This window comes from Rhodococcus sp. JVH1 (assembly GCF_000280725.2).
Classification (GTDB): Bacteria; Actinomycetota; Actinomycetes; order Mycobacteriales; family Mycobacteriaceae; genus Rhodococcus_F; species Rhodococcus_F jostii_A.
Genome location: NZ_CP166289.1, coordinates 6139435 through 6164702, shown reverse-complemented (window position 1 = coordinate 6164702; position 25268 = coordinate 6139435). Strand labels below are relative to the sequence as shown.

Here is a 25268-nt window from a genome sequence, read left to right as displayed (position 1 = left end):
CCGAATCAGAAGAATCCGGTGTCGGGAAGCGGGGTCTCGTTGACCACGAGGTCGCCGATCACCCGCGCCTTGTACACCGTCGGGTTGTGGGAGAACAGGGTTCGCAGGTTGCGCCAGTGCCTGTCCAGGTGCGCCGACTCCCGGGTGGCCGAGGCGCCGCCGACCTCGAACAGCCGGGTGGCCGCCCGGAGCGCGATGTCCTCGATGGCCACCTTCACCTTGGCGGCCAGTACCGCGGCCTCCTGCTCGAGCCTCGTGTCGACGCCGGACGTGCGCGCGACGTCCGCGGCCACATCCTGTGCTGCCGCGGCCGCCCGGACCACGGACTCCGCCGCGAAGGCAGCCGCCGAGAGGGTTCCGACGATCTCGAGCAACTGCGGGTCGTGCCGTGGTTCTTCGGCGACTGCAAACACGAAGCTGCGCTTGCGGCCGCGGATCAGCTCGGCGGACTCGGTCGTGACGGTGCGGAGGATGCCCGCCGCGATCGCGTGCAGATACAACTGGGGAAGCGCCTGCCGCGGCCGGGTCTCCTCGTCGCCACCGCGGAACGGCAGCGTCTCGGACTCCTCGACGGCGACGTTCTCGAACACCGTCGTCCCGCTGCCGGTGTGGCGCTGGCCGATTCCGTCCCAGTCGTCCTTGTGGACGATCCCCGCCCGGTCGGCGGGAACGATGGCGCTGAGCACCTTGCCGTCCGGGAGGTTGGCGGAGACCCGGATGAAATCGGAGTACAGCGAACCGGTGCTGTAGAACTTGACCCCGTTCAGGCGGTATCCGCCGGGATCCGGTGTCAGAGTGGATTCGAAGCTGTAGGAGCCGACGGCGCGGGTGCTCAGTTCCGACGACGCGCCACCGAACAGTGTGCCCGACAGGATCTCCGGCAACCATGCGTCCTTGCGCTCCGTGCGTGGGGCCCGCAGCACTTCCTCGACGAACGCGTAGTGGACCCGGACGATGTGTGGCACATCGGGATCGGCCTCGGCGAGGTCGATCACCAGATCGAAGAGATCCTGCAAGGTGTAACCACCGCCGCCGTGTTCCCGCGGCACCCGCACGGCCCCGAGCCGGTGTTCGCGGATCAACTCGACGGCCCGTCGCGGGCCCTCGGTCCCGCCACGGGTGCGCCGCCGCGCGGCGTCCTCGGCGATCTCGGCGATCACGGCCGCCAGCTCGGCGGAGCCGCGGGCAGGCGGACGCACCGCCTCCGGCGCGGGGGCCTCGGATACCACTGTCATGGTGAATCTCCTGTCTTCGGTGGAATGCTCAGCTGACCGGGAAGGCGCTGCGGCCGCCGGACAGTACGGTCTCCGCCGTCTGCAAGCCCAGGCGGTCACGCAGGGTGCGCCGCGGGTCCTGGAGGATCGGCTCCCGCCGCACCGCGTCGAGCAGGGCGGGCAGGGTTGCCGTGGTGGCCCCTCGGAAGACCACACCGTCGGCCTCCGTCGCCAGCGGCGAACCGCCGCCGGGCGCCCAGTGCCGGTCGGTCAGTACCACCTGGTCACGGGCGGCATCGGGGTCGAAGTGCGCTCGATAGCGGCGCACCGCATCCTCGTCCGCGAGGATCACGGCGTCAGCCGTGCGCCGCGCCGCCACCAGTTCAGCCTCGTTCGCGGGGCGCCAGAACACGGGCGGCTTGCGTTGCGGTGGCTCGGGGACGTTGAGCGGGCCCGACACGGAGAACGTACCCGCATGATCGATGTAGACGATCCGCTCGGATTCCGCGAAGATGCCGCGCTCGGCGTCGTCGACGATGCTGTCGGCCGGCCAGCTCTCCCACAACTTCCGGACGACCGACACAGCATCGACCGCGGCGTCCACCGGGCCCGAACCGATCAGCCATCCGGCCCTGCCGTGGGATCCGTGATCGAGCGAGCCGAGGCGGCGCGCGAGATTGAACGGGTGATCGCGGACGGGAGCACCGGCCACCACCAGTCCGACCGACGTCGTGTGGCGAGCCAGGACGGTGGCGGCCACGGTCGCATCGATCGTCGCGTGACTCGACTGCCCAGCGTCCAGGCGGTCACCGCCGAGAACGACGAAGTCGATTCCCGACTCGTCGATGCCGCGCCCGAACTCTTCTCGCCGCGCCGGCTGCCTCGGGTCGAGCAGTTCGGTGACGACTGCGGCATCAACGTGCAGTCCGACGACGGAATGTCGGCTCATGACGGTTCCCCTTTCCGCGATAGTCGTTACCTTCCCAGAGCATCGCTCACGGGACGAGCGTTGCGCTCAGTCTGATTCTGGACTGTGTCGACATGAAACTTTTTGTCCCCCATCATCAGTCACTTGCGTTCCGTCACGTGTCGTAGAACCAGGGCACGGAGTTGGCCGCGTTGCCGAAGTCGTGGATGTGCGGAGCGACGGCGAAGATCTGGGTATCCAGCAGCAGGGGGATCGTGTAGGCGCTGTCGATCACGTGATCCTGGATCTGTTCGATCAACGCGATCCGCTCGGCCCGGTCCGTCTCGGTGACCTGCGAACGGAGCAGGCCGTCGAGATACGGGTCGGTGCCTTCGAGCTGGAACAGATCCCCCTGGTCGCTGTCGTAGTTCTGGCTGCGAAGTTTTCCTGCCCGGCAACCGTAGGCCGTCGACCGCCCGTTTTCCGAGTCTTCCGCTCGTCTTGATTTCAACGACATTTCTAAATGTCTGGCGGACAGAGCTATTCGAGCCATGTTCACCTACCGGGAATCGAACGAGACGCGCAGGTTTCGTGTTCCGCTCACGCTGCGGAGAAGGCTGTACGACACACCGACGCGGGCCGTAACGTCACCCGTGTGATCACCGTCTGGATCATCGCGGGCGCGTTCCTCCTGTTCCGTGGGGTTCCGGGCGTCCTCGCGCTGTGGAGATCCCGGTCGTGGACACGGTCCGAGTGCTCGGTCGTCGACGTACGGCCGTCGATCACCTACTCGTATCGGGTCGGAAGCGACGAGTTCGTCGGTCAGCGGCGGACATTCGATCCCGGATCGACGCTCGGCGCCTCGCTGCCCGATGGGGGTAGGGGCGAATTCGTTGTCGGACAGTCTCTCTGGCTGTGGTATGACCCGCGGAATCCGTGGTCCAGTGTCCTCCGGCGCAGTGCGTCCGTATCGATGTTGCTGGTGATCCTGGGACTGACGTCCCTGACCCTCGCGGCATCCACCCTCTTCTCAGGAGATACCCCTTGACATCACGACAGCAGACCCAAAAATCGACAACGGGAAACCTCCGATGAGTGTGATCCAGCGCAGCAGGACCTTCCATGGGCTCGCACTCGGTGAGCGTCTGCTCGTCGACGCCATTCGCCGCGGCCGGATCGACGAACTCGGCGCATTCATCACCCGCACGGGCGCGGACTTCGCCCTGCTCGGCGTCGAGCGGGTGTCGCGGACCGCTCCCCGGCCCACCGCCGCCCTGTCGCCCAGCGTGTCCGCCGCAGCACTGATCGCCGCCACCGACGACGTCGGTGTGTTCGTCACCGCGGTTCCCCACCTCGACCACCCGTACAACCTGGCTCGCCGGCTCGCATCGCTCGATCACACCAGCCGCGGCCGGGTCGGCTGGCTCACCGGTGTGGAGGACCGATCGGCGCCGGGAAACCTGGCTTCGGCGGGGGTGTGGATCGATGCCGGACCGAGTCCCGCAGCCACGACCGATGCGATCCACGCCTCCCGCACGCTGTGGGAGAGCTGGCCGGCCGACACGATCCGTGGACGCCCGCACGACGTGCGTTTCGCGGATTCCGACCGGATCGTCTACGCCGACCACCGCGGGGTCTTCGACATCGCCGGCCCCCTCAACGTCCCCACCCCGCCGCAGCAGAAGATTCCCGTCGCGTGGTGGGCGCAGGACGGCGACGACATCGTCTCCGCCGCCGAGGTTTCCGACATCGTCGTGCTGGACGGCAGCCAGGTCGACCGTCACGGGCAGGCTGTGCGCGAACGCGCCTTGCTGTTCGTCGTCGACGATCCCGACGCCACCGAGGTGGACGGTCACATCGCGACCGTCACCGACCTCGACGCCGGGTTCGCCGCGTGGCCGAGGCCGGCGCGGCCCCGCGGGTACCGGCAGCGGTCGCTCCGGGCGACGCTGCGGCTGCCCGATCCGGCGCCGGCGCCGGCCCACCGCCGTCCCGTCTATCCGGGCGCGCAGAACTAGCCGCCCTTCCGATCAAGTCGATTCTTAGGCATGACTTTCCGTTTACTCACGCCTATCGTTTCGGGAATCCACCGGCCCGTCCGCGGGCCGGGATTTTCCGTCCCGACGGCCGACCCGAGGTGCCGTCATCCGACACAGGTGGTTCAGCATGATCGAAGTCCGTTCCGTCACGAAACGATTCGGGAAGGGATCCCGTTCCGTCGAAGTGCTCCACGACATCGACTTCTCCGTCGGCACCGGCCAGATCGCGGCGGTGATCGGCCAGAGCGGTGCGGGCAAGACCACGCTGTCGCGCATCATCAGCCTCCTGGAGCGCCCGTCCGAGGGTCGCATTCTGCTCGACGGCACCGACGTCTCGGGACTGTCCGAACGCCGGCTCCGGGATCAGCGTCGCGCGATCGGCACGATCTTCCAGGCGTCGAGCCTCCTCGCCCGTCGCACGGCGGCCGAGAATGTGGCCCTGCCTCTCGAATTCGCCGGTGTGGGCCGCTCCGAGCGGCGGGCACGGGTGGCGGAACTGCTCGAGCGGGTGGGATTGTCCGACAAGGCCGACCTCTACCCCCGGCAGCTGTCCGGCGGGCAGCGGCAACGGGTGGGGATTGCCCGCTCGCTGGCACTCGCTCCGAAGGTCCTGGTGTCGGACGAGGCGACGTCGGGGCTCGATCCCAATACCACGCGATCCATCCTCGCGTTGCTACGCGAACTGCGCGACGACCTCGGGCTGACGATCGTGCTGATCACCCACGAGATGGATGTCGTCCGGCAGGTCGCGGACGTCGTCACCGTCCTCGACGCGGGGCGGGTGGTGGAATCGGGCCCGGTGATCGAACTCCTCCGCGATCCGCACTCCGAACTCGGCGTCGGACTCCTCCCCGATCGTTCCCACATCACCGCGGAGGACCGGGACGTGCTCTGGCACGTCACCTACGGCTCCGACACCGTCCCCACCAACTGGATCGAGCTTCTCGGCAAGGCCACAGGCCGGTCGATCGGCGTGCTGTCCGGGACCGTGGAATCGGTCGGCGGGCAACCGGCGGGGCGGGTCACCATCTCGGTGGCCGGTGATCATCCGTCCGTCGGCGACCTGCTGTCGTCGTGGGGCCTGCACGGAACCCGGGTCGACGACGACGCATCCGCGCGCACCACCGAGGAGGCCGCGGCATGAGCGCCCCGGGCAGTGTCGTTCTCGCCATCTCGACTCCGGTCGAGGAACTTCCCGAGCTGTTCCTCCCCGCCCTGCAGCAGACCGTGCAGATGGTCGGGATCACGGTGATCCTGGCGATCCTGCTGGGCACTCCGCTGGCGGTCATCCTGCACAACACCGCTCCCCGCGGGCTGTTCCCCAACCCGGCGGTCAACGCGGTGGCGGGCTGGGTGGTCAACCTCGGTCGATCATTACCCTTCCTGGTGCTGATGGCCGCCATCATTCCGTTCACCCGGTTCGTCGTCGGCACCTCGCTCGGGGTGCAGGCGGCGGCGGTTCCGATGACGCTGGCCGCGACACCGTACGTCGCGCGGTTGATCGAGAATTCGCTGCGGGACGTTCCCCCCGACGTGGTGGAAGTGGGCCGGGCCTCGGCCGGGTCGAATTTTCAGATCATCCGCAAAGTGCAACTCCACGAGGCGGTTCCGACCATCATCGGCGCTCTGACCATCGCGCTGATCGGCATCCTCGACATGTCGGCGATCGCGGGAGCAGTGGGCGCAGGCGGCATCGGCAACCTCGCCATCGCCTACGGCTACAACCGATTCGACAACACCGTGATGATCACGACGGTCATCGCTCTCGTGGTACTGGTCCAGGTCATCCAGCTCGTCGGCGATCTGGCCGCCCGCCTCACCAACCGGCGCTGAGCCTTCCTTCACATTCACTAAGATCAGAGGACAACACTCATGACGACTCGACCCCGCTCGGTGACGCGCGCCCGTGCTGTGGCGGCAGGCGGACTGACGGCCACCCTGCTTCTCCTCCTCACCGCGTGCGGCGCGGCCGGGGGCAACGACCGAACCGAGGGTGACGGCCCGCAGACCACGTTCAAGATCGGATACACCGCCGGATCGATCCTGGACGAGAAGCTCGCCAAGGAAGTCGCGAAACTCGCCCCCGACCACGGCATCACCGTCGAACCCGTGCAGATCGAGGATTCGAAGCTCAAGAATCTCGCGGTCTCCCAGGGCGACATCGACGCCAACCACAGCCAGCATCAGGAGTGGATGCGCGTGCAGAACGAGGACGGCAACCTCGGACTGTATGCGGCCGGAGACTGGTACGTCCTCGAGTTCTCGGGATATTCCGAGAAGTACGGCAAGCTCGAGGATCTCCCGAAGGGCGCGAAGGTCGCCATCCCCGACGACCCGTCGAATCAGGCGCAGGCACTGCAGACCCTGCAGGACCTCGGCCAGCTGACCCTGAAGGACGGTGTCGACCCGTCGCGCGTGACCATCCGCGACGTGAAGGACAACCCGAAGTCGTTCGAGTTCACCGAGGCCGCGCTTGCGCAGTTGCCGCGCACGCTGCCCGACGTCGACCTGGCACTGGGCTGGCGGTCCAACTTCGACCTCGCCGACGTCCCCGACGACAAGATCGTCTTCAACGCCCCCGCGTACGAGTTGTACTGGATCGAGGTCGTCATCAACGAGAAGAACAAGGACAACCCCGACTTCGCGCCGCTGCTCGACACCTACCACGACCCGCGGATCGGCCAGCTCATCGACAGCGACCCGTTCTTCTCCCGGGTGGCGCAGAGCATCGAATCGGCGCGAGCCACCGACCGCAGCCAGACCAACGTCGACGGCGCGGCCGCGAAGCCGGCCGGCTGATGCCCGCGCAACGAGAGGTCATCCTCAACGTCAACGTGCTGGACGTGGGTTTCCACCCGTCCGCGTGGCGGGCTCCAGACCTGCACCCGACGTCGTTCATCGACCCGGACTACTACACCGAGGTCGCGAAAATCGCCGAGCGCGGCACCCTCGACGCGCTGTTCCTCGCGGACGGTCCTGCGCTCCGCGAGGATCCCGCCGTCAAGCCGACGCGGGCCCTCGAACCCACCACCGTGCTCGGGGTGGTGGCGAGCGCGACGGAACACCTCGGGCTGATCGGCACGGCGTCGACGACGTTCAACGATCCGTTCGATCTGGCGGACCGATTCCTCTCCCTCGACGTCGTGTCCGGCGGACGGGTGGCGTGGAATGTGGTGACCACGTTCCACGCCGGGACCGCCCACAACTTCGGTCTCTCCCGGATTCCCGACCGCGAGTCGCGGTATCGCCGGGCCACGGAGTTCGTGGACGTCGTCACCGCGCTGTGGGAATCGGCGACGACCCGGGTCCCGGTGCACCACGACGGGGAGTACTTCCACGTTCACGGCGCACTGCCCGTGCCGCCGTCGCCGCAGGGCCACCCCCTGCTCGTGCAGGCCGGCGGCTCCCCGCAGGGCCGCGCCCTGGCAGGACGCAGCGCCGACGCGGTGTTCTCGGCGGAGCTCACGCTCGACGCCGGGCGTCAGCACTACCGGGACGTGAAGGATGTCGCCCGCGCAGCCGGTCGGGATCCCCAGGCGGTGAAGATCCTTCCCGGGCTCGTCACGGTGGTGGGTAGCACCGAGACCGAGGCGATCGCCCGGTACGAGGACTGGGAATCCAAGACCGCCGACGGTTTCTCCGCCGAACGGCTCGGCGGCATGCTCGGCGTCGACCTGAGCTCGCTCGACCCGGACCGGCCGATCCCGCAGGAGTTGCTCCTCGCCCCGGTCGATCCGTCGTTCTCCGGCTCGCTCGGGTTCCGGGAGGCCGTCGTGCGGCTGGCACTCGAGAGCCGGTACTCGGTGACCGAACTGCTTCGCAAGGCGGGCGGCTTCGGCCACCGGCTGGTCGTCGGCTCACCCGAACAGATCGCCGACACCATCGAGGAATGGTTCCTGGCGCGCGCGGCGGACGGATTCAACCTGATGCCGGACGGATTTCCCTCCGGGCTCACCGATTTCGTCGATCACGTCGTGCCGATCCTCCGCGCGAAGGGGATCTTCCGGTACGAGTACGCCGAATCCACCCTCCGCGAACGCTTCGAGGGTGCTCCGCTCCCCGTGAGCGGTTAGGTTCAGCGCGCTAGCCGACGCGGGTGTCGTACGTGTTTCTGTTGGCGAGCACCTCGTCCATATGCGCCTCCGCCCACGCCTTGATCCCGCGGATGACGGAGTGGAGCGAGAGCCCGAGGTCGGTCAGCTCGTAGGTGACCGTGACAGGCACGGTCGGCGTCACCGTGCGGGTGAGCAGGCCGTCGCGTTCGAGGGAGCGCAGCGTCTGGGTGAGCATCTTCTGGCTGACTCCGGCCAGCCGGCGGGACAGCTCCGAGTAACGCATCCGCCGCGGCTCGCCGGCGCAGTCTTCGCCCGGGTGTGGGCCGTCGCTGCCCAGCGCGGCCAGGACCAGCGTCACCCACTTGTCGGAAATCCGGTCGAGGAGCTGGCGGCTGGGACAGGTCGCCAGGAACGCCTCGTACTCCACCTTCGCGTGCGCCCGCTCCTGGGCCGCCGTCGTTGTCGGCATCGACCGCTCCTTCCCGTGCGGTGACATACGCACTCTGAAGTGCGTACTTCCCATTGGAGAGTAACCCCTCCATCGTGGAGATGCAGCACCAATCCGGGTCCACAGGAGGCAACATGTCCACCACCTTCCGCACCGCCATCGTCCGCACCCCCGGCGGTCCCGACTCCATCGAGATCATCGACGTACCCGTCGTCGAGCCCGGGCCGGGCCAGGTCCGGGTCGAGATCGCGGGGGCCGCGGTCAACCCCGTCGACCTGGCGCTGACCGCCGGGGTGTTCCACCGGCTCGGGCTGATCGACCAACCCGACCACACCGGCCTGGGCTGGGACTTCGCCGGAACCGTCACCGCGGCTGGTCCGGACGTGGACATCCCGGTCGGCGGCCGCGTCGCGGGGCTGGTCGCCGGGTTCGACCGCGACTTCGGCACGTACGCCGAGCAGCTGATCGTCGCGGCGAGCGACACCGCTCCCGTGCCGGACGGCCTCGACCTGGCCACCGCCGCAACGGTTCCGCTCAACGGCCTCGCTGCAGACCAGCTGGTCGATCTGCTCGGTGACGGTGGCGGCCGGAGCCTGCTGGTGACCGGGGCCGCGGGAGCGGTCGGGGCGTACGTCGTGACGCTCGCCCAGGACCGCGACTGGCGGGTCACGGGACTCGCCCGCGCCGAAGACGAGAAATTCGTGCGCGGCCTCGGTGCCGACTTCACCACGCAGACAGCGCGCGCCTGGGACGCGGTAGCCGACTGCGCCGCACTCCAGGAACAGGGCCTCACACTGGTTCGCGACGGCGGCCTCTTCGTCGGCGTGCAGCCGGGCGCGGCGCCGGCCGAGGAACGCGGCGTCACCGTCCGGGTGCTGGTGGCGCAGCCCGACGGTGCCCGGCTCGCCCAGCTCCTCGACTCCACCGCGAGCGGCCACCTGCCGGCGCGGGTGCACGCCGTCGTACCGCTCGATCGGGTGGCCGACGCCCACCACGCGGTCGCGCGGGGCGGCGTACGCGGGAAGTACGTCCTTCAGCCCTGATCTTCGCCATCCCGGCCGCAACGTTCCAGGGATGGCGCTCGACTTTCCGCAATGATTGACGGCATGGAGAACACGAGCGCCGCACCATGCGGCACCGTCCGCGAGTCCTACTCGGCCAGAGCCCAGGAGTACACGGACCTCTTCGGCTCCATGACTTCGACACACCCCTCCGATCGGGCCCTGGCGAGCAGCTGGGCCGCCACCCTGACAGGTCCCGTCCTCGACGCCGGGTGTGGTCCGGGGCAGTGGACGGACTTCTTGGCCGAGTGCGGACTGGCGGCGAGCGGGATCGATCTGGTTCCCGAGTTCGTCGAACGAGCTCGCCTGCAGTATCCCGACCTCTCCTTCGACATCGGCGGCTTCGAGACAGTGGACGCCGCGGACGAATCACTCGGTGGTGTGCTGTCGTGGTACTCGCTCATTCACCACAGTCCGCAGGACATCCGGACTCCGCTCGCCGAGTTCGCGCGCGTGATTCGGCCGGGCGGCGGGCTGTTGGTGGGCTTCTTCGAAGGAGCAACCGTAGAGGCTTTCGACCACGCCGTGACCACTGCCTATCGGTGGCCGGTGGCGGAACTCGGCCAGGAGTTGGTCACGGCCGGCTTCGAGGTGATCGAGACCCATACACGAACGGGGAGCGGCCACAGGCCGCACGGCGCAATCACCGCACTCCGGCAGCACACCCTGTGAGACCCCTTCTCGGACTGGAGAATTGCTACCCGGTTTGCCGGAGGCCGGTACGGGCAAGGCAGATGTCGGCAAGCTCGTCGAGCGACAGGGGAAGCACCCGGGCGAGGGCCGCGACGGTCGTGAATGCGGGTGTCGCCATCCGCCCGGTCTCGATCTTGCGCAGAGTCTCCGGGGAGATCCCCGCCTCCTGCGCAACCTCGGCGAGGGTGCGATCACCGCGCGCCTGCCGTAGCTGAAGACCGAGGCGCTTACCTGCGGCCAGCTGTTCCGGAGTCAGAGGAAGACGCACCATGCGAGCAGTCTAACTCCGCAGCGGTATGAAAATACCTACACACCGTCTAGAGTGGTATTTTAATACCGATTTTTGGCCTATCAGGAGGAGTAGTTGGTGCTGGAACTGAAAACACCACGGGAGATCGCTGCGATGGACGTCACCGGCACGTTCATCGCCGAGTTGCTCGACGATCTCGAACACCGCGCGGGCCCGGGTGTGAATCTGCTCGAGCTCGAAGAACGCGCCCGCCAGTTGATCGCCCAGCGCGGCGCGACGTCGTGCTACTGGGACTACGCGCCGTCGTTCGGGCGCGGACCGTTCCGCAACGTCATCTGCCTGTCGGTCAACGACGCTGTACTCCACGGCCTGCCGCACGATTACGTGCTGCAGAACGGGGACCTGCTGAGCATGGATATCGCCGTGTCCATCGACGGGTGGGTCGCCGATTGTGCCCGCAGCATCATCGTCGGTGATCCACGACCCGAGGACGAACGCCTCATCGCAGCCACCGAGAAGGCCCTGACAGCCGGCATCGCCGCCGCGGTACCCGGCAACCGGCTGGGCGATATCTCTGCCGCGATCGGCGCGGTCGCCGCCGAGTACGGGTACCCGGTCAACACCGAGTTCGGTGGTCACGGGCTCGGGCGAACCATGCACGAGGATCCGCACGTGTCGAACACCGGACGGGCAGGCCGGGGACTCACACTGCGCCCGGGGCTGACGCTCGCCCTCGAACCGTGGTTCGCCGCCGGCACGGACAAGATCGTCTACGACCCCGACGGGTGGACCATCCGCTCGGCGGATGGATCGCGCACCTCGCACAGCGAACACACCATCGCGATCACCGACGGCCCGGCGCTCGTGCTGACGCGCCGCGAACACGTCGCGGCATCTGCACTGTGATCAGTGGCGTCAGCGCCCGGTGGCGCCGAGGTCGTCGGAGCGTCCGGATTCCAGCGGGACCATTGCGCTGTGGGCCGTCCGTCGGTGCGCATGATTTCCCTCGTGCCGGGCTCCCAATGCTGGGGCCAACCGCTCGGCGAGTCCTCCCACGTTTCCTGACGGCCGTACGCGGTCATGTCGAGCAACCCGTACGTCGGAGCCATCGGTTCCAGACCGACGCGGCGAGCACGGACTGGCCGCAGATCGCGATCCTGGACCCCGCCACCGGTCTAGTCGGCCCGCACGGGCCGGTCCCGCTGCTGGACGTGTTCGAGGGCCGCAGCCAGTTGATCGCGTACTTCCACATGTGGCACGCCGGCCACCACGCGGCCGAACAATGTGAGGGCTGCACATTCTTCAACGGAACCCCTGAACCTGGGGATATCTGCGACAGGACAACAGGGTGTTCGAGACGTTCTGCAAGGAGAACGTGGACGATGACCGATCTGATGGAGTTGTTCCGGCACTGGCATGCCGGCCGGTCCTAGCTGCAGATCTCGACGGCCCTGGGAATCGACCGCAAGACCATCCGGAATACCTGGCACCCGCGTTGGCGGCCGGACTGACGCCCGGCAAGGGCGGCAAGTTCGACGAGGCGCTCTGGCGGGAGCTGATCGCCGGGTAATTCCCGGAGGTCGGCGACCGGCAGATCCTCCCACCAAGCGTCTACATAGATCTCATACTTCCTACCACTGACGTGGCTGGCGTGGGAGATGTATGTACTTCACGGCTACCCGTAACTCGCTGCGGTGTTGCGGGTTCTACCGTGTCCCACACCGACGCTTGTGGCGCAGGAACAATCTTTATCTGGTTCACCCCCACCGGCGGTGTCGCGGCGGGAGCACTACGACGGACACGGCGATGCCGCGGCCGGCTCGGAGTGGGACTCTTCTTGTCGCGGCATCGGCGCACCGGCGCATGCTCGATCACCCGGATCTGCGGATTCGCCCCGCGCTTCCGAATGACTTGTCCGCGCCCCAGCAATGCCCGTTTGGCCAGGTTCACGGCCGCCACATGGTCACGATTTCCGCCGACTGTGCACCGCACACACCAGGCCCGGTGGTAACCACCCGGCCGCGTGAGCGGTTCGTCGCAGCCCGGACACAACGCCGAGGATCCGCGTGCGGGCACGGACACCACCGTCACACCGACACCGGCGACGGTATGGGTGAGAGCGTCGACGGCTTTGCGGCGGGCTGATTGCGCTGCCCGATTGTTGTTCACACGCCCGTGCCCGCGGGTTTCGAGGGTGGTGAGGTCTTCCACCGCGATCACCGTCGCCCCCGCCGCGGCGGCGTAGTCGGTGACCTGGCGGCCGAAGTGAAACGCCAGTTCCCGGTTGATCTTTCCCCGTTTGACTCGCACACCTCACCGCCACCGACACGGTCCCCGCCGCGGATATGAGATCGGGAACGACGGCGGTGGGCGTGGACTGGTCCCCGTCCACACTCGGTGCCGCTGCCATCGTGGCAGAGGACCCGGCCGGGTTGTCGTCGAATTACCGGGGCTGGACCTACGACGACCGAGGCCTCGGGATCAAGCTGGCCCGCCTACAGACCGAAGGTCAACTGCTGCACCGCAAAGCTGCTCGCTTGACCCAGCTGGCCGCGACCGCACCCCCCCCCGAGGTCCGAGCACAACTCGACGCGAAGATCGCCGTCCTCGACGGGCACCGAACCGCTGTCGGTACCGCGCCACCCTGCCGGACCATTTGGCGAAATGCGCGTGCGCTCCGCGAAGGGATTCACGGATGGCGTCGTCCAGGGGATGAACGTCCGTATCGGCCGGCGCCGTCAGTTCAGTGGTCATCTCGCCCCGTGTCAGGACGCGACGGTGCGCAACCAGCGGAACCGGCTGCGGTGGAACACGATCGGCTCGATCTCCGACTGCACCCTCAGTTCGTTGATCCGCAGGACCACGATAGCGTGATCTCCCGCGGGCACCTGCTGGGTGACGGTGGTGTCCAACCACACCGACGCTCCGCCGATGAACAGCGCTCCGCCGTCGGTGGTTTCGGTGTCGAGGCCCGCGAACCGGTCGCCGGTCTTCGCGGCCAGCACACGGGCGGCGGCGTCGTGCGCCTCACCGAGCACGCTGATCCCGACGTGGGCGAGGCGCTCGAGTTTCGGCCACGTGGTGGACGTGTTCTGCACGCAGAACGCGACCAGCGGCGGCTCCAGCGACACGGGCACGAACGTGCTCGCCGCCATCCCGACGCGCTCACCGTCGACTTCGGCGCAGACGGCGACGACGCCGCTCGGGAAATGTCCGAACGCCTCCCGGAGCGAAGTCTTGTCCAGTGTGCCGTCTGCCTGCGTCATGAGAGTTCCGTCCGGGTCCGGGCCGCCGCGGTGAGGATCGAACCCCACCGCTCGGCGTAGTCGGCGATGCGCGTGTCGGTCGTGTAGGTGGTGTCGATGAGGTACAAACCGGGAGCGGGGGCCGTTGCGCCGAGTTCGACGAGCACCGGCTTGAGCAGCAGGTCCGGCGCCATGGCGTGCGCAGGCCCGGCCCCGAGCATCAGCGGCACCACCACGACGTCCTTCAGGCCGTCTCCGGTCGCGAACTGGTCGAGGAACAGCTTCAGCACGCCGGTGTACGACGCCTTGAACGTCGGGCTGGCGAACACGACGAGGTCCGACGACGCCACCGTCTCCACGGCCGCCGCGACCTTGTCGTCACCCCATCCGAGCAGACCCGCACCGAGTTCGATCACGTCGACCGTGGAATCCGCGGCGGCACCCGTGACCGCGGTCGCGACCAGACCGGCTGCGTCCAGCGTCCGTGAACCGGGCTTGGGATTGCCCGCCACTACCGTTACCTTCATTGCTTCATCACCTCTCGCGTGTCTACCCCGCCACCCTAGAGCACTTGGTGGTTCCGGTCGAATACTGTAGGGCAGGAACGGAAGTCGCGACACGACCGTTCGAATCACGGCGATCCAAACCATTCCGCGCAACTCCCGGAGGCGCTACCTTGCCAGTGGCCACACTCCGTGGTCATCCGATCGATCGTGGGGATTTTCCGTGAAGTTCAGCCGTTCTCTCGCCCTTGCCGCCGTTCCACTCCTGGCGGCACTGACAGCGTGCTCCGGTGGATCCGGCAGCGCCGACGGCGACACGGTCCGGATCGGAACCACCGAGGCCAGTGACCGCTCGTGGGAGATCTTCGAGGACAAGGCGAAGGACGCGGGTATCACGCTCGACGTCGTGAACTTCTCCGACTACTCGCAGCCGAACATCGCCCTGTCGCAGGGGCAGATCGACGCCAATCTCTTCCAGCACCTGCAGTTCCTCGGCGAGTACAACACCGGCGCGGACGACGACCTCACCCAGATCGTGCCGCTCGGTCTGTACTCGCAGAAGCACCAGAGCCTCGCCGACATTCCGCAGGGCGGCGAGATCGCGATCCCCAACGACCCCAGCAACCAGGCTCGTGCCCTGTTCGTGCTGAAGGGCGCCGGCCTGCTCGCGCTGACCGGCGACAACCCGTCCCCCACTCCCGCCGACATCGACACGGCTGCGTCCAAGGTGAAGGTGACCCCGGTCGACGCCGCCCAGACGGCGCTGTCGCTCGCATCCGTCGACGGCGCGATCGTCAACAACACGTTCCTCGAGCGTTCGGGCATCGACCCCCAATCGGCTCTCTACAAGGACGACCCGTCCAGCCCGGCCGCCGAGCCGTACATCAACACGTTCGTCACCCGCGCCGAGGACAAGGACAACGCGACGTACCTCGAACTCGTGAAGATCTGGCACGACCCCGAGATCCAGGCCGCCGTGCGCGAGGAGTCGAAGGGAACGTCCGTCGAGGTGGAACGCGACGGCGCCCAACTGCAGCAGATCCTGTCGCGGGTCGAAGAGGGAATCCGTTCGGCCAAGTAGATGACACCGATCGTCCGATTCGAATCCGTCACGAAAACCTTCTCTTCGGGAAAGAAGACGCTCACCGCTGTCGACGCCGTTGATCTCACCATCGAGAGGGGTGAGATCTTCGGGGTCATCGGCTACTCGGGGGCCGGGAAGAGCACGCTGGTTCGGCTGATCAACGGCCTGGAACGCCCGACGAGCGGGCGCGTCGTCGTCGACGACGTCGACATCACCGCGCTGTCGGAATCGAAACTCCGGCACGTGCGCGCGAAGATCGGAATGATCTTCCAGCAGTTCAACCTGTTCCGCTCGCGGACCGTCGCCGGGAACGTCGCCTACCCCCTCGTCGTGGCCGGCTGGCCACGACAGAAGCGCCGCGAGCGCGTCGCCGCACTCCTCGAGTTCGTGGGCCTCTCCGACAAGGCGCGGGCCTACCCCGACCAGCTGTCCGGCGGACAGAAGCAGCGTGTCGGGATCGCCCGCGCGCTCGCGACGTCGCCGGACCTGCTGCTCGCCGACGAGTCCACCAGCGCCCTGGACCCGGAGACCACACAGGACGTACTCCGCCTGCTCCGCAAGGTGAACCGGGAACTCGGGGTCACCATCGTGGTGATCACGCACGAGATGGACGTCGTCCGGGCCGTCGCGGATCGTGTCGCCGTGCTGGCGGAGGGTCGCGTCGTGGAACTGGGCACGGTGTTCGACGTCTTCTCCGAACCCCAGGCGCCGGCGTCGAAGAGCTTCGTGAGCACGATCCTGCGCAACCGCCCGGAGACCGCCGACCTGGAACGGCTGCGGTCGCGTTTCGGTGGCCGGATCGTCACCGCCGACGTGCGGGACGGCAGCCGGATCGGCGACGTCCTCTCCGACGCGGGCGGGCACGGCGTGCGATTCGAGATCGTCTACGGCGGCATCACCACCCTGCAGGACCGCTCGTTCGGCAGTCTCACACTCGAACTCGTCGGTCCGGACGACGGCGTCGACGACGTGATCCGCCGGTTGCGGACCGTCACCGACGTCGAGGAAGTACAGGCATGACCACGAACTGGGACAAGCTGCGCCCCGTACTGTTCGAATCCATCGGCACCACCATCTACATGGTGGTGATCACCCTGGTGGTCGGCGGGCTGATCGGGCTCGTAGTGGGCACGCTGCTGTACGCCACGCGGAAGGGCGGGATTCTCCAGAACACGGCCGCCTACACGGTGCTGAACATCCTGGTGAACATCGTCCGGCCGATTCCGTTCATCATTCTGCTCGCCGCACTGGGGCCCGTGACCCTCGCCGTGGTGGGCCGGACCATCGGAACCGAGGCCGCGATCTTCGTGATGATCATCGCGTCGTCGTTCGCCATCGCACGCATCGTGGAACAGAATCTGGTGACCGTCGACCCCGGCGTGATCGAGGCTGCCCGCGCGATGGGCGCGGGACCCCTGCGGATCATCGTCACCCTGCTGATCCCGGAAGCCCTGGGCCCGTTGATCCTCGGCTATACGTTCGTTCTCATCGGCATCGTCGACATGTCCGCGATGGCGGGGACGATCGGCGGCGGCGGGCTCGGCGACTTCGCCATCGTCTACGGCTATCAGCGATTCAACTGGCAGGTGACCCTCGTCGCCACCCTCGTCATCATCCTGCTCGTCCAGGCCTCCCAGTTCTTCGGCAACTGGCTGGCGCGAAAGGCGCTGCGCCGCTGACCCGTGAGTACTTGTCAACCGCGGGCGGTTAACAAGTACTCACGGGAGGCGGAGCCTCAGTTCGCGGCGACGTTCCCGCGTCACCGCGCCGCCGCTCAACGTAGGAGCCGAACCGACGAGGAGCGCCGTGTACGGGTGCTGGGGATCGGAGATCACCTGATGGGTGGGCCCGTCCTCGACGATGTTTCCGCGGTACAGCACGACGATCCGGTCGACCAGCGCCGCGACCGCCCCGAGGTCGTGCGAGATGAACAGCTGAGCGAGTTGCCGCGAGTGCCCGAGTTCGGTGAGCAGCTTCAGGATCTGGATGCGGTTGACCGAGTCGAGGGCGCTGACCGGTTCGTCGAGCAGCAACAGCGCCGGATCGAGGACGAGGGCCCTCGCGATCGCGATCCGCTGGCGCTGCCCACCCGACAGGTCGGCGGGAATCCGCGCCGCGATGTCGGCGTCGAGTCCGACACTGCTCAGTACCGCCGCCACCCGCGACCGCACGACGCCCCGGTCGAGTGCGCCCCGCACGAGCAGTCCCTCGGCGATCGACTCGCCCACCGGAATGTCCGGATCGAGGCTCAGCAGCGGATCCTGGAACACGTATTGCACGGTCCCCGTGCGGCGGTGCGCCCTGCGGTGCGCCGCGGACAGGTCGTCGACGCGCTGCCCGCGGATCTCGATCGAACCCGACGTGGGAGTGATCAGACCGAGAATCGTGCGGGCCAGTGTCGTTTTCCCGGACCCGCTTTCACCGATGAGCCCCACCTTCTCACCGGCATCGATGGTCAGGTCGACGCCGTGCAGGATCTGCTTGCGGGTCCCGCGGGGCCCGCGCTCCACCCGGACGTCGGTCATGCGCAGCAACGACTCAGACACGAGCCGCCTCTTTTCCGGTGATCGACTCGAGCCCGTACTCCCGATGGTTCTCGACGAGTTGGCGGGTGTACTCGTGCCGCGGCGCCGTGAGCAGGTCCTTCGCACGCCCGGACTCGACGACGGCGCCGTCCCGCATCACGATCACGCTGTCGCAGACCTGAGCCACCACGGCGAGGTCGTGGGAGACGAGGACGAGGGCGAGGCCCAGTTCGTCACGCAGGTCCTCGAGGAGGTCGAGCACCTCGGCCTGAACGGTGACGTCCAGGGCAGTGGTCGCCTCGTCCGCTATCAGGAGTTCCGGTTCCGCGGACACCGCGATCGCGATGAGCACCCGCTGGAGCATTCCCCCGGACAGTTCGTGCGGGTATTGGCGGTACACGGTGTCGGCGTCGTTCAGCCCCATTTTCCGGAACAGTTCGACGCCGCGCCGCCGGGCGTCCGCGCGGGACAGCCCGAGGGTCGACCGGAGTGCCTCGGCCAGTTGTTCACCGACCCGGATGGACGGGTTCAGATAGGACGCCGGGTCCTGGAACACCGCCGAGATGCGGGTACCCCGCAGCGGCCGCCAGTGTTTGCGACCGAGGTCGGTGAGTTCGATGCCGTCGAAATCGATCGAGCCTGCGGTGACGCCGATTCCGCCGGGCAGGATTCCGAGGATGGCCCGGCAGGTCAGCGACTTACCGCTGCCCGATTCGCCGACGATCCCGAGGGCTTCGCCGCGCGCGAGGGAGAAGTCGACGCCTTGGACCAGTTCGGTTCCGTCGTCGAGTGCGATGCGCAGATCGCTCACGGTGAGCACCGGCGTGCCGGGACGCGTGGTTGCGGGTGCCGACGTGGCATCCAGTGTGTCAGTGGACATCCGAGGTGACCTCCTGTTTCCTGCGGGCGCGTCGTTGGGGTCGGCCGGTCGCATCTCGCACCGCGTCGGCGATGGCGTTGAGTGCCCATACGGTGGCCACGATCAACAGGGCGGGCACGACCGGGCCGAACGGAACCTGGTAGAGGTACTGCAATCCGCTGGCGAGGAGTCCGCCCCAGGTCGGGTCCGGCGGAACGACGCCGATCCCGAGGAACGTCAGCGAAGACACGATGACGAGGCTGGCTCCGGTCATCGCCGCGAACGTCACCCCCACCGCCGGCAGCACCTTACGCACTGCGTGGCGACGGATGATCCAGGACGTGTCGGCCCCCATCAGTTCGGCGGCCTCGACGTACTGGGAGTTCGCCACCGTCAGCGCCGCGGCACGGGTGACCCGGTAGAACGCGGGGGCGATGAGGATGCCGACCGCGAACATCGCCTGCGCGAGCCCGTTTCCGAGCAGCGCGGTCATCGCGACGGCGAACACGAGGAACGGCAGCGTGATGAGCGCATCCATCAAGCGGAGGGTGAACCATTCCACGCCGCGCCCGAGGTACACCGACAGGAAGCCCGGGATGACGCCGAGCAGGAATCCGACCACGACGCACTGCACTGCGGACAGCACCGACACGGTCGAACCCGCCAGCAGCCGGCTGAACACGTCCCGTCCGACGTTGTCCGTCCCGAGCCAGTGAGTTCCGCTCGGGCCCTGCAGGATTGCCGACGTGTCCTGCTCGAGCGGGTCGAACGGCGCGAGGGCGGGCCCGAAGACCGCGAGCACCACGATCAGCCCGAGAACGACCACCGCGGCGCGAGCGGAGTGATAGCGCAGGATTGCTGTGAGCATGGGATTTCAGTCTCTCCGCTTGGTTGCCGGCTGCAACGCGCTCTGGGCGATGTTGACGACGATGTTGCAGAACAGCACGAACACGATCGCCACGACGAGCGTTCCCTGGACGATGGGAACGTCTCCGCGCAGCGCGGAGTCGGCGGCGAGGCGACCGAAGCCGGGCATGGAGAACATGGTCTCCATCACGACGGCGCCGCCGATGAGCGTGGGGATCTTCATACCCAGGATGGACAGCGCGGGACCGCTGCCGTTGCGCAGTGTGTGCACGAACAGGATCCGGGCCGGACCGATGCCCCGGACCACCGCGCCGGTGACGTAGTTCTGGTCCAGCTCCGCGACCAATCCGGTGCGGAGTTGTCGCGCGATGTCGGCGACGACGTCCATACTCAACGCGATCGCGGGCATGATGATCAGCGACAGCCAGCGGCCGAAGTCCTCGTCCGGCGGGACGTACCCGGCCGACGGCAGCCAGCGCAACCCGACGCTGAGGACGAGGATCAGTCCGATCGAGATGACGAACGGCGGCAGCGTCGAGGCCACCGACGTGTAGGCGGTGACCAGCCGGTCGAGCAGGCTGCCCTTGTAGACGGCGGCGAGCACCCCGAGTCCGACGCCGAGGACGAGTCCGATGACCAGTGCGACACCGGCGATCGACGCGCTGACGGCGAGCCGCTCACCGATCAACTCGCTGACCGGGATCTTGCTGAACCACGAGACCCCGAGGTCTCCGCTCAGCATGCTCGACATCCAGTCGACGTACTGCTGCCAGACCGGCTTGTCCAGCCCGAACTCGGCGTTGATGCGGGCGATCGTCTCCGGGGTCGCGGCGTCGCCGGCGATCCCGGCGGCCGGATTCAGCCCGCTGGCCGCCCCGAGCAGGAAGGTGATCAGGGTGGAGAACAGGAAGACCGGGACCACGATCAGCACGGTGCTCAGCACGACCCGCAGCGCCGTGCCGAGCGCACCCGCCGGCACCGGGAGAGCGAATGTTCTCCCGGTGCCGGCGGCCTGGACGTCTGCGGTGGTCACGAGACCGTGACGCCTTCCCACCGCACCTGGGACGGCAGGATGTTCAGGTTCTTCAGGTCCGGGTTGGACACGATGATCCACGGATTGCTGAAGATGTAGTTCGTCGGCGACTGCTCGACACCGACCTTGACGGCCTGCCACAGCCGCGGCTTGTACTCCGGGTCCTCGAGGGGCGTGCGACGGACGGCGTCGAGCGCGGCGGTGAACTCCGGCGACGCGTGCGGGCCGCTGAGGTTCATGATGCCTTCGGGGCCGTAGACGGCGAGCAGGTTCTGCACCGGGGATTCACGCCCGATGGTGCCGTCCGTCGCCAGCTGCGGGTTCTTCGCGATGTAGACCTCGCTCTGCCACGTCGACGATCCCGGCGGCACCACCTTGATGGTGGACTCGACGCCGATCTTCTTCAGCTGCGACTGCACCAGCTCTGCCCGGTTGGTGGTCGCCGACTGCGCGGTGATCTCGATCGACAACTGTCCGGGTCCGTATCCCGCCTCGGTGAGGAGACGAGATGCCTTGTCGGGGTCGTAGTTCCAGAGCTTTTCGATCTCGGGATTGAACGCGAGGTACCCGTCGGGGAACGGCTGGCTCGTCGTGCTGCCCAACCCGTTCGTGATGACGTCGACGAAGGCCTGGCGGTCGAATGCGTAACGGAACGCCTCGACGACCTTCGGATTGTCGAACGGGGCCTTGTTGAGGTTGATGGAGACGTCGTTCGCGGCCAGCGACGGCTTCACGGTGACATCGAGACCGGCGGCCTCGGCTTCCTTGGACTGCAGGGCCGGTAGCGTCGCGAAGTCGATGGAGCCGGACTGGACACCGGCGACGAGTGTGGCCGGGTCCGGGGCGACGCTGAGTTCGAAGTGGTCGATGTGGATGTTGTCGGCGTCCCAGTAGTTCGGGTTCTTCTCGAAGTACGCGTGGTCCTCGGCGACGAAGTCGGTGATCGTGAAGGGACCGGCACCGACGGGCCACACACTGAGCTTCTGCGGGTCGGCGGCCGCGGTCGGGCTGGCGATGGCCCCGGTACGCCCGGCGACCAGGTAGGGGATCTGGTAGTCGGCGTCGGCCAGGTGCAGTGTGACGTCGGTGGCGCTGTCGGCCGTGACCTCGGTGACGCCGGCGAGCTGATCGCGGAGGAACGAGTCGTCCTGGATCTTGCCGCGGTCGAAGAACGCCTTCACCGCCTGGGCGTCGAGGGTGGTCCCGTCGGAGAACGTCAGACCGTCACGCAGGGTGAAGGTCACGGCGGTGCCGTCGGCGTTGTACTTCCAGCTCTCGGCGAGCGACGGCTCCACGTTGCCCTCGGCGTCGAGCCGGGTCAGCGACGCGTACGCGAGGCTGATCGTGTTGATGTCGTTTCCTGTCCGGCTCGTCACCGGATCCCAGGAGGTGGGGAGGCTGAACGCCCACTTGACCTCGGCGCCGTCCGAGCTGCTGCCGCCGCCGCACGCGGTGGCGACGAGCCCGACGATCACTCCGAGTATTACGGCGCCGACGATCCGCCGGCTCTTCTTGCTCACTGGGTGCTCCTGACCATGCAAAGGGGGTGGTGATTCAGACGCTCGCGGACAGCGATGCGGTGGTGCCGGGCAGCGGGGCGGGGTCGATTCCCTCACGCCGCGCGCGGGTGTAGCGGTTCTCCGCGAAGGGCAGACCGAGGTTGCCGCGCAACGTGTTCTGCTCGTAGTCCTCCCGGACGACGCCACGCTCGCGCAGGATCGGCAGCACCTCGTCCACGAAGCGCTGGAACTGCGCCGGGTGGCCGATGTGGATGTTGATGCCGTCGAGGGCATGGCCGTCCAGCCAGCGTTGCAGTTCGTTCGCGACGGTCTCGGCGCTGCCCGTGAACGGCGACGTCTTCGGTGCGCTGAGCGCCTCGACCGTCTGCCGCAGTGTCAGCCCGCGGTCGGCGGCGAGGTCGGCGATCTTCTTCGCCTGCGTGTAGAAGCTGCGCTCGGCGTGCTGTAGTGCCTCGGCGGGGAACGGCGCGTCGAGGTCGTACTGCCGGAAGTCGTGCCAGCCGAAGGGCCGGCCCAGTTCCCGGAGCGACTTTTCGAAGTCGTTGTCCGCCAGCTGGGTTGTGCGTTCGATCTCGCGGGCATCGGCGTCGGTGTCGCCCACGGTGACGGTGACTCCCGGCAGGATCACGATGTCCTCGGGAGCGCGCCCGTAGGCCGCGGCGCGGGTCTTGATGTCGGCGTAGAACGCCGCTCCCGCCTCGAAACTCGGCGCGTGCGTGAAGATCCCGTCGGCGATCCGCGCCCCGAGGTCGCGGCCCTGATCGGAGTCACCGGCTTGGAAGATCACCGGCTGCCCCTGCCGGGAGCGTTCGATGTTGAGCGGGCCCACCACCGAGAAGTGCTCACCCCGGTGGTCGAGGGTGTGCAGTTTGTCCGCGTCGAGGAAGCGGCGGGCCTCCCGGTCGCGCGGGAACGCGTCGTCCTCGTAGGAGTCCCACAGAGCCTTGACGACCTCGACGTGTTCGAGGGCCCGGCCGTAGCGGGTGGCGTAGTCGTAATGCTCCTCGAGGCCGTAGTTTCCGGCGGTACCCGAGTCACCACTGGTGACCACGTTCCAGCCGGCACGGCCGCGGCTGATCAGATCGAGGGACGCGAACCGTCGCGCGAGGTTGAACGGCTGGTTGAACGACGTGGTCAGTGTGCCGACGAGCCCGATGTGTTCGGTGGCCACCGCGAGCGCCGACAGCAGCGTCAGCGGCTCGAGCCGGTTCAGGTAGTGCGGGGGCGAGTCGGGGGTGATGAACTGGCTGTCGACGATGAACACGAGATCGAACCGCGCCTGCTCGGCCAGCCTCGCGTACCGGATGTACCAGTCGATGTCGACGCTCGCGTCGGCGGGAATCTCCGGGTCCAGCCAGGTGTACGGGTGCCCGGGCCCACCCGTGGGGGTGAGGACAGCTCCCAGTTTCAGTTGCCGTCTCGTCATGTTCTCGCTCCTTCGTCGTTCGCCGTCAGGCACCTGCCTCGGCACGCCGCGTTGAAGTGTATGGAGCAAACAGACGCGTGCAGAGTATTAAATTCTCGATGTTTCAAAACATATTTCGTATGTGCCGCAGGGCTGTCGAACAAAGTCCGATCAGTCGAAGAACTCGCGCGACGACTCCGCGACGGCCACCGCGACGACGTCGGCGAGTTGCCCGATCAGGTCCGGGTCGTCCGGCAACTGGGTGGCCGACAGGCGTAGGAGTTGACGTGCGGGCGCCTGCACGAACGAGCGGGATCCGGCCCCCACCGAGATGCCCTGCCGCGCCAACGCAACGAGGGCCGCGGTCTCGTCCGACACTGCGACCCACACGACCAGACTGTGCGGGCCCGCGTAAGCCTCGATGCCGCGGTCGGTCAGCGCCCCCAGCAGCGACGTGCGTCTGGCGGCGTAGCGCTCGTGCGCCGTCGTGACCGCCTGCTCGGCGTCGGCGCTGCCGATCAGATGGGCGAGGGTGTTCTGCAGGATCCGGCTGTTCGAGCCGACTCCGTGGCTGCGCACCTTCATGGCCTTCTCGATCAGTTCGCGGGACCCGCCGAGAACGGAGGTCCGCACATCGATCCCATATGCCTTGCAGTAGCTGCGGATCCGGACGACACGCTGCGGCAGTACCGATCCCAGAGAGGGAGGCTGCTGTGGTTCGAGCGGTCCGATCGAGTCGTCCTCGACGACCCACACCGCCGGATGCCGCCGCAACACATCGGCGAGTTCACTCGTGCGCCGCGCGCTGACCTCATGGTCGACGGCGAACGGCGCACCGGGCTGGAACACGAAGGCCACCGCACCGGCGGTCAGGGCCGCGTCGAGAGCGTCCGGCCGGGGGCCGTCTCGGTCGGCGCCGACCCCGACCGCATCCAGCCCCAGGTCGCGGAGCGTGTCGAGAACGCCCGGCCCCAGCGGCTCGTCGACGGCCACCATCGAACCGGGCGGTGCCGCCGCCTCCACGGCCAGCAACAGCGCCTCGGTACCACCGCCCGCCGTGGCCCAGGCCTCCGGTTCGAACGGCCAAGCCGGAGCCACTGCATTCCTCAACCGCTCGGTCATCAGTTCCCGGCCGAACACATTCAGCGTCTCGGCATCCAGACTGGACAACAAAGCGTCGGACAGGGACGGCTGCAGCGCCAGGTCCGGTGCATTCTGCGCCAGGTCGACGCCACGCCAGTCGGGGATGCCCCGCTCGGACACGCTGTCGAGCGGCAAAAGAACGACGGTGCCGCCGCGGCGGCGGGTCTGCACGAAACCCTGTTCCTGCAGCCGGCCCCACGCGTTGACGATCGCACCAACACTGAGATCGGTCGATTTCGCGAGTGCGCGGACGGTCGGCAGTCGATCGCCGGGGCTGAGCTCACCCGACCTGATGAGGTCGGCGACGGCATCGGCCAGTTCCGCGGTGCGGCCGTCGATCCGTTCGAGCAACCACTCCGGAGCAATCGTCTCCGACTCCAGCACCGCTGACATCCACACCCCTTCGATTTACAACCA

28 protein-coding genes and 2 pseudogenes are annotated in these 25268 nt (G+C 67.7%); 15 read left to right on the top strand and 15 right to left on the bottom strand.

The features are described from left to right. Positions 1-5: 5 nt before the first annotated feature. From JVH1_RS28655 to JVH1_RS28645, 3 genes are all read right to left on the bottom strand, one after another. Entirely contained in the window at positions 6-1235 is a 1230-nt protein-coding gene (locus tag JVH1_RS28655; RefSeq protein ID WP_009474430.1) for an acyl-CoA dehydrogenase family protein, read from the bottom strand. Between the two features lie 28 nt (positions 1236-1263). After that, the gene (locus tag JVH1_RS28650; protein WP_009474431.1) at positions 1264-2163 is read right to left on the bottom strand and encodes an LLM class flavin-dependent oxidoreductase; all 900 of its coding nucleotides are present in this window, start codon (positions 2161-2163) and stop codon (positions 1264-1266) included. A 133-nt stretch (positions 2164-2296) separates the two neighbouring features. Then, positions 2297-2638: a transporter gene (locus tag JVH1_RS28645; protein ID WP_009474432.1), complete on the bottom strand. Its 342-nt coding sequence runs from the start codon at positions 2636-2638 to the stop codon at positions 2297-2299. Positions 2639-2776: 138 nt separating this feature from the next. Between JVH1_RS28645 and JVH1_RS28640 the strand changes: the two genes are divergently transcribed. The 6 genes from JVH1_RS28640 (at position 2777) to JVH1_RS28615 (ending at position 8233) form a co-directional block, all read left to right on the top strand. After that, entirely contained in the window at positions 2777-3169 is a 393-nt protein-coding gene (locus JVH1_RS28640) for a DUF3592 domain-containing protein (protein WP_009474433.1), read from the top strand. Between the two features lie 43 nt (positions 3170-3212). Beyond that, the gene (locus tag JVH1_RS28635) at positions 3213-4139 is read left to right on the top strand and encodes an LLM class flavin-dependent oxidoreductase (protein ID WP_009474434.1); all 927 of its coding nucleotides are present in this window, start codon (positions 3213-3215) and stop codon (positions 4137-4139) included. A 148-nt stretch (positions 4140-4287) separates the two neighbouring features. Continuing rightward, positions 4288-5304, top strand: coding sequence for a methionine ABC transporter ATP-binding protein (locus tag JVH1_RS28630; RefSeq protein ID WP_009474435.1), 1017 nt, complete (start codon positions 4288-4290; stop codon positions 5302-5304). After that, positions 5301-5993: a methionine ABC transporter permease gene (locus tag JVH1_RS28625; protein WP_009474436.1), complete on the top strand. Its 693-nt coding sequence runs from the start codon at positions 5301-5303 to the stop codon at positions 5991-5993. The genes JVH1_RS28630 and JVH1_RS28625 overlap by 4 nt, the downstream gene beginning before the upstream one ends. A gap of 39 nt (positions 5994-6032) precedes the next feature. After that, a complete protein-coding gene (locus JVH1_RS28620) occupies positions 6033-6959 on the top strand; it encodes a MetQ/NlpA family ABC transporter substrate-binding protein (protein ID WP_009474437.1) in 927 nt (308 codons plus the stop codon). After that, positions 6959-8233 (top strand): LLM class flavin-dependent oxidoreductase, encoded by a 1275-nt coding sequence (locus tag JVH1_RS28615; RefSeq protein ID WP_009474438.1) that lies wholly within the window; start codon positions 6959-6961, stop codon positions 8231-8233. Before JVH1_RS28620 ends, JVH1_RS28615 begins: the two co-directional genes overlap by 1 nt. A 10-nt stretch (positions 8234-8243) precedes the next feature. On the opposite strand, the gene JVH1_RS28610 is transcribed toward JVH1_RS28615, so the two are convergent. Then, on the bottom strand, positions 8244-8684 hold the full coding sequence (locus JVH1_RS28610) for a helix-turn-helix domain-containing protein (RefSeq protein ID WP_009474439.1): 441 nt from the start codon (positions 8682-8684) through the stop codon (positions 8244-8246). Between the two features lie 113 nt (positions 8685-8797). Between JVH1_RS28610 and JVH1_RS28605 the strand changes: the two genes are divergently transcribed. Together JVH1_RS28605 and JVH1_RS28600 are read left to right on the top strand one after the other, a co-directional pair. Beyond that, complete coding sequence (locus JVH1_RS28605) at positions 8798-9706, top strand: NADP-dependent oxidoreductase (protein WP_009474440.1); 909 nt, start codon at positions 8798-8800, stop codon at positions 9704-9706. 63 nt (positions 9707-9769) lie between these two features. After that, entirely contained in the window at positions 9770-10396 is a 627-nt protein-coding gene (locus JVH1_RS28600; RefSeq protein WP_009474441.1) for a class I SAM-dependent methyltransferase, read from the top strand. A gap of 25 nt (positions 10397-10421) precedes the next feature. Here JVH1_RS28600 and JVH1_RS28595 read toward each other — a convergent pair whose 3' ends face one another. Beyond that, positions 10422-10688 carry a helix-turn-helix domain-containing protein gene (locus JVH1_RS28595; protein ID WP_009474442.1) on the bottom strand — a complete coding sequence of 89 codons (267 nt, stop codon included), beginning with the start codon at positions 10686-10688 and terminating at the stop codon, positions 10422-10424. Positions 10689-10784: 96 nt separating this feature from the next. Between JVH1_RS28595 and map the strand changes: the two genes are divergently transcribed. The 3 genes from map (at position 10785) to JVH1_RS28580 (ending at position 12237) form a co-directional block, all read left to right on the top strand. Further along, positions 10785-11573: a type I methionyl aminopeptidase gene (map, locus tag JVH1_RS28590; RefSeq protein ID WP_009474443.1), complete on the top strand. Its 789-nt coding sequence runs from the start codon at positions 10785-10787 to the stop codon at positions 11571-11573. Positions 11574-11689: 116 nt separating this feature from the next. Next, positions 11690-12100, top strand: a complete 411-nt coding sequence (locus JVH1_RS28585; protein ID WP_371113054.1) for a DUF899 family protein — start codon at positions 11690-11692, stop codon at positions 12098-12100. Continuing rightward, positions 12016-12237 carry a hypothetical protein gene (locus JVH1_RS28580; RefSeq protein ID WP_009474445.1) on the top strand — a complete coding sequence of 74 codons (222 nt, stop codon included), beginning with the start codon at positions 12016-12018 and terminating at the stop codon, positions 12235-12237. Before JVH1_RS28585 ends, JVH1_RS28580 begins: the two co-directional genes overlap by 85 nt. A 41-nt stretch (positions 12238-12278) precedes the next feature. Here JVH1_RS28580 and JVH1_RS28575 read toward each other — a convergent pair. After that, positions 12279-12977 (bottom strand): annotated as a pseudogene (locus JVH1_RS28575) (zinc ribbon domain-containing protein); the annotation flags it as partial. 8 nt (positions 12978-12985) lie between these two features. Between JVH1_RS28575 and JVH1_RS28570 the strand changes: the two are divergent. Next, positions 12986-13300, top strand: a pseudogene (locus JVH1_RS28570) (transposase); the annotation flags it as partial. A gap of 132 nt (positions 13301-13432) precedes the next feature. On the opposite strand, the gene JVH1_RS28565 reads toward JVH1_RS28570, so the two are convergent. Further along, on the bottom strand, positions 13433-13933 hold the full coding sequence (locus JVH1_RS28565) for a flavin reductase family protein (protein WP_009474447.1): 501 nt from the start codon (positions 13931-13933) through the stop codon (positions 13433-13435). Next, entirely contained in the window at positions 13930-14439 is a 510-nt protein-coding gene (locus JVH1_RS28560) for an NADPH-dependent FMN reductase (protein WP_029539406.1), read from the bottom strand. Before JVH1_RS28560 ends, JVH1_RS28565 begins: the two co-directional genes overlap by 4 nt. 199 nt (positions 14440-14638) lie before the next feature. On the opposite strand from JVH1_RS28560, the gene JVH1_RS28555 reads away from it, so the two are divergent. From JVH1_RS28555 to JVH1_RS28545, 3 genes are read left to right on the top strand one after another with little or no spacing between them, the layout of a single operon-like run. Next, positions 14639-15496 (top strand): MetQ/NlpA family ABC transporter substrate-binding protein, encoded by an 858-nt coding sequence (locus tag JVH1_RS28555; RefSeq protein WP_009474449.1) that lies wholly within the window; start codon positions 14639-14641, stop codon positions 15494-15496. Further along, a complete protein-coding gene (locus tag JVH1_RS28550) occupies positions 15497-16519 on the top strand; it encodes a methionine ABC transporter ATP-binding protein (protein WP_009474450.1) in 1023 nt (340 codons plus the stop codon). Then, positions 16516-17178, top strand: coding sequence for a methionine ABC transporter permease (locus tag JVH1_RS28545; protein ID WP_005252476.1), 663 nt, complete (start codon positions 16516-16518; stop codon positions 17176-17178). The genes JVH1_RS28550 and JVH1_RS28545 overlap by 4 nt, the downstream gene beginning before the upstream one ends. A 39-nt stretch (positions 17179-17217) precedes the next feature. On the opposite strand, the gene JVH1_RS28540 is transcribed toward JVH1_RS28545, so the two are convergent. The 7 genes from JVH1_RS28540 to JVH1_RS28510 form a co-directional block, all read right to left on the bottom strand. Beyond that, positions 17218-18045 (bottom strand): ABC transporter ATP-binding protein, encoded by an 828-nt coding sequence (locus JVH1_RS28540; protein ID WP_009474451.1) that lies wholly within the window; start codon positions 18043-18045, stop codon positions 17218-17220. Further along, entirely contained in the window at positions 18038-18904 is an 867-nt protein-coding gene (locus JVH1_RS28535; RefSeq protein ID WP_009474452.1) for an ABC transporter ATP-binding protein, read from the bottom strand. Before JVH1_RS28535 ends, JVH1_RS28540 begins: the two co-directional genes overlap by 8 nt. Next, positions 18894-19751, bottom strand: a complete 858-nt coding sequence (locus JVH1_RS28530; protein ID WP_009474453.1) for an ABC transporter permease — start codon at positions 19749-19751, stop codon at positions 18894-18896. Before JVH1_RS28530 ends, JVH1_RS28535 begins: the two co-directional genes overlap by 11 nt. Positions 19752-19757: 6 nt before the next feature. Beyond that, positions 19758-20783, bottom strand: a complete 1026-nt coding sequence (locus JVH1_RS28525) for an ABC transporter permease (protein ID WP_009474454.1) — start codon at positions 20781-20783, stop codon at positions 19758-19760. Continuing rightward, the gene (locus tag JVH1_RS28520; protein WP_237735121.1) at positions 20780-22258 is read right to left on the bottom strand and encodes an ABC transporter substrate-binding protein; all 1479 of its coding nucleotides are present in this window, start codon (positions 22256-22258) and stop codon (positions 20780-20782) included. Before JVH1_RS28520 ends, JVH1_RS28525 begins: the two co-directional genes overlap by 4 nt. Before the next feature lie 79 nt (positions 22259-22337). Then, complete coding sequence (locus tag JVH1_RS28515) at positions 22338-23729, bottom strand: LLM class flavin-dependent oxidoreductase (protein ID WP_009474456.1); 1392 nt, start codon at positions 23727-23729, stop codon at positions 22338-22340. A gap of 150 nt (positions 23730-23879) precedes the next feature. Further along, positions 23880-25244, bottom strand: coding sequence for an aminotransferase class I/II-fold pyridoxal phosphate-dependent enzyme (locus JVH1_RS28510; protein WP_009474457.1), 1365 nt, complete (start codon positions 25242-25244; stop codon positions 23880-23882). Between the last annotated feature and the right edge of the window lie 24 nt (positions 25245-25268).

Coding starts and splice junctions, on each gene's coding strand:
- JVH1_RS28655 (WP_009474430.1), bottom strand. CDS start 1,235: ATGACAGTGGTATCCGAGGCCCCCGCGCCGGAGGCGGTGCGTCCGCCT.
- JVH1_RS28650 (WP_009474431.1), bottom strand. CDS start 2,163: ATGAGCCGACATTCCGTCGTCGGACTGCACGTTGATGCCGCAGTCGTC.
- JVH1_RS28645 (WP_009474432.1), bottom strand. CDS start 2,638: ATGTCGTTGAAATCAAGACGAGCGGAAGACTCGGAAAACGGGCGGTCG.
- JVH1_RS28635 (WP_009474434.1), top strand. CDS start 3,213: ATGAGTGTGATCCAGCGCAGCAGGACCTTCCATGGGCTCGCACTCGGT.
- JVH1_RS28630 (WP_009474435.1), top strand. CDS start 4,288: ATGATCGAAGTCCGTTCCGTCACGAAACGATTCGGGAAGGGATCCCGT.
- JVH1_RS28625 (WP_009474436.1), top strand. CDS start 5,301: ATGAGCGCCCCGGGCAGTGTCGTTCTCGCCATCTCGACTCCGGTCGAG.
- JVH1_RS28620 (WP_009474437.1), top strand. CDS start 6,033: ATGACGACTCGACCCCGCTCGGTGACGCGCGCCCGTGCTGTGGCGGCA.
- JVH1_RS28615 (WP_009474438.1), top strand. CDS start 6,959: ATGCCCGCGCAACGAGAGGTCATCCTCAACGTCAACGTGCTGGACGTG.
- JVH1_RS28610 (WP_009474439.1), bottom strand. CDS start 8,684: ATGCCGACAACGACGGCGGCCCAGGAGCGGGCGCACGCGAAGGTGGAG.
- JVH1_RS28605 (WP_009474440.1), top strand. CDS start 8,798: ATGTCCACCACCTTCCGCACCGCCATCGTCCGCACCCCCGGCGGTCCC.
- JVH1_RS28600 (WP_009474441.1), top strand. CDS start 9,770: ATGGAGAACACGAGCGCCGCACCATGCGGCACCGTCCGCGAGTCCTAC.
- JVH1_RS28595 (WP_009474442.1), bottom strand. CDS start 10,688: ATGGTGCGTCTTCCTCTGACTCCGGAACAGCTGGCCGCAGGTAAGCGC.
- JVH1_RS28585 (WP_371113054.1), top strand. CDS start 11,690: ATGCTGGGGCCAACCGCTCGGCGAGTCCTCCCACGTTTCCTGACGGCC.
- JVH1_RS28565 (WP_009474447.1), bottom strand. CDS start 13,933: ATGACGCAGGCAGACGGCACACTGGACAAGACTTCGCTCCGGGAGGCG.
- JVH1_RS28560 (WP_029539406.1), bottom strand. CDS start 14,439: ATGAAGGTAACGGTAGTGGCGGGCAATCCCAAGCCCGGTTCACGGACG.
- JVH1_RS28550 (WP_009474450.1), top strand. CDS start 15,497: ATGACACCGATCGTCCGATTCGAATCCGTCACGAAAACCTTCTCTTCG.
- JVH1_RS28545 (WP_005252476.1), top strand. CDS start 16,516: ATGACCACGAACTGGGACAAGCTGCGCCCCGTACTGTTCGAATCCATC.
- JVH1_RS28535 (WP_009474452.1), bottom strand. CDS start 18,904: ATGTCCACTGACACACTGGATGCCACGTCGGCACCCGCAACCACGCGT.
- JVH1_RS28530 (WP_009474453.1), bottom strand. CDS start 19,751: ATGCTCACAGCAATCCTGCGCTATCACTCCGCTCGCGCCGCGGTGGTC.
- JVH1_RS28515 (WP_009474456.1), bottom strand. CDS start 23,729: ATGACGAGACGGCAACTGAAACTGGGAGCTGTCCTCACCCCCACGGGT.
- JVH1_RS28510 (WP_009474457.1), bottom strand. CDS start 25,244: ATGTCAGCGGTGCTGGAGTCGGAGACGATTGCTCCGGAGTGGTTGCTC.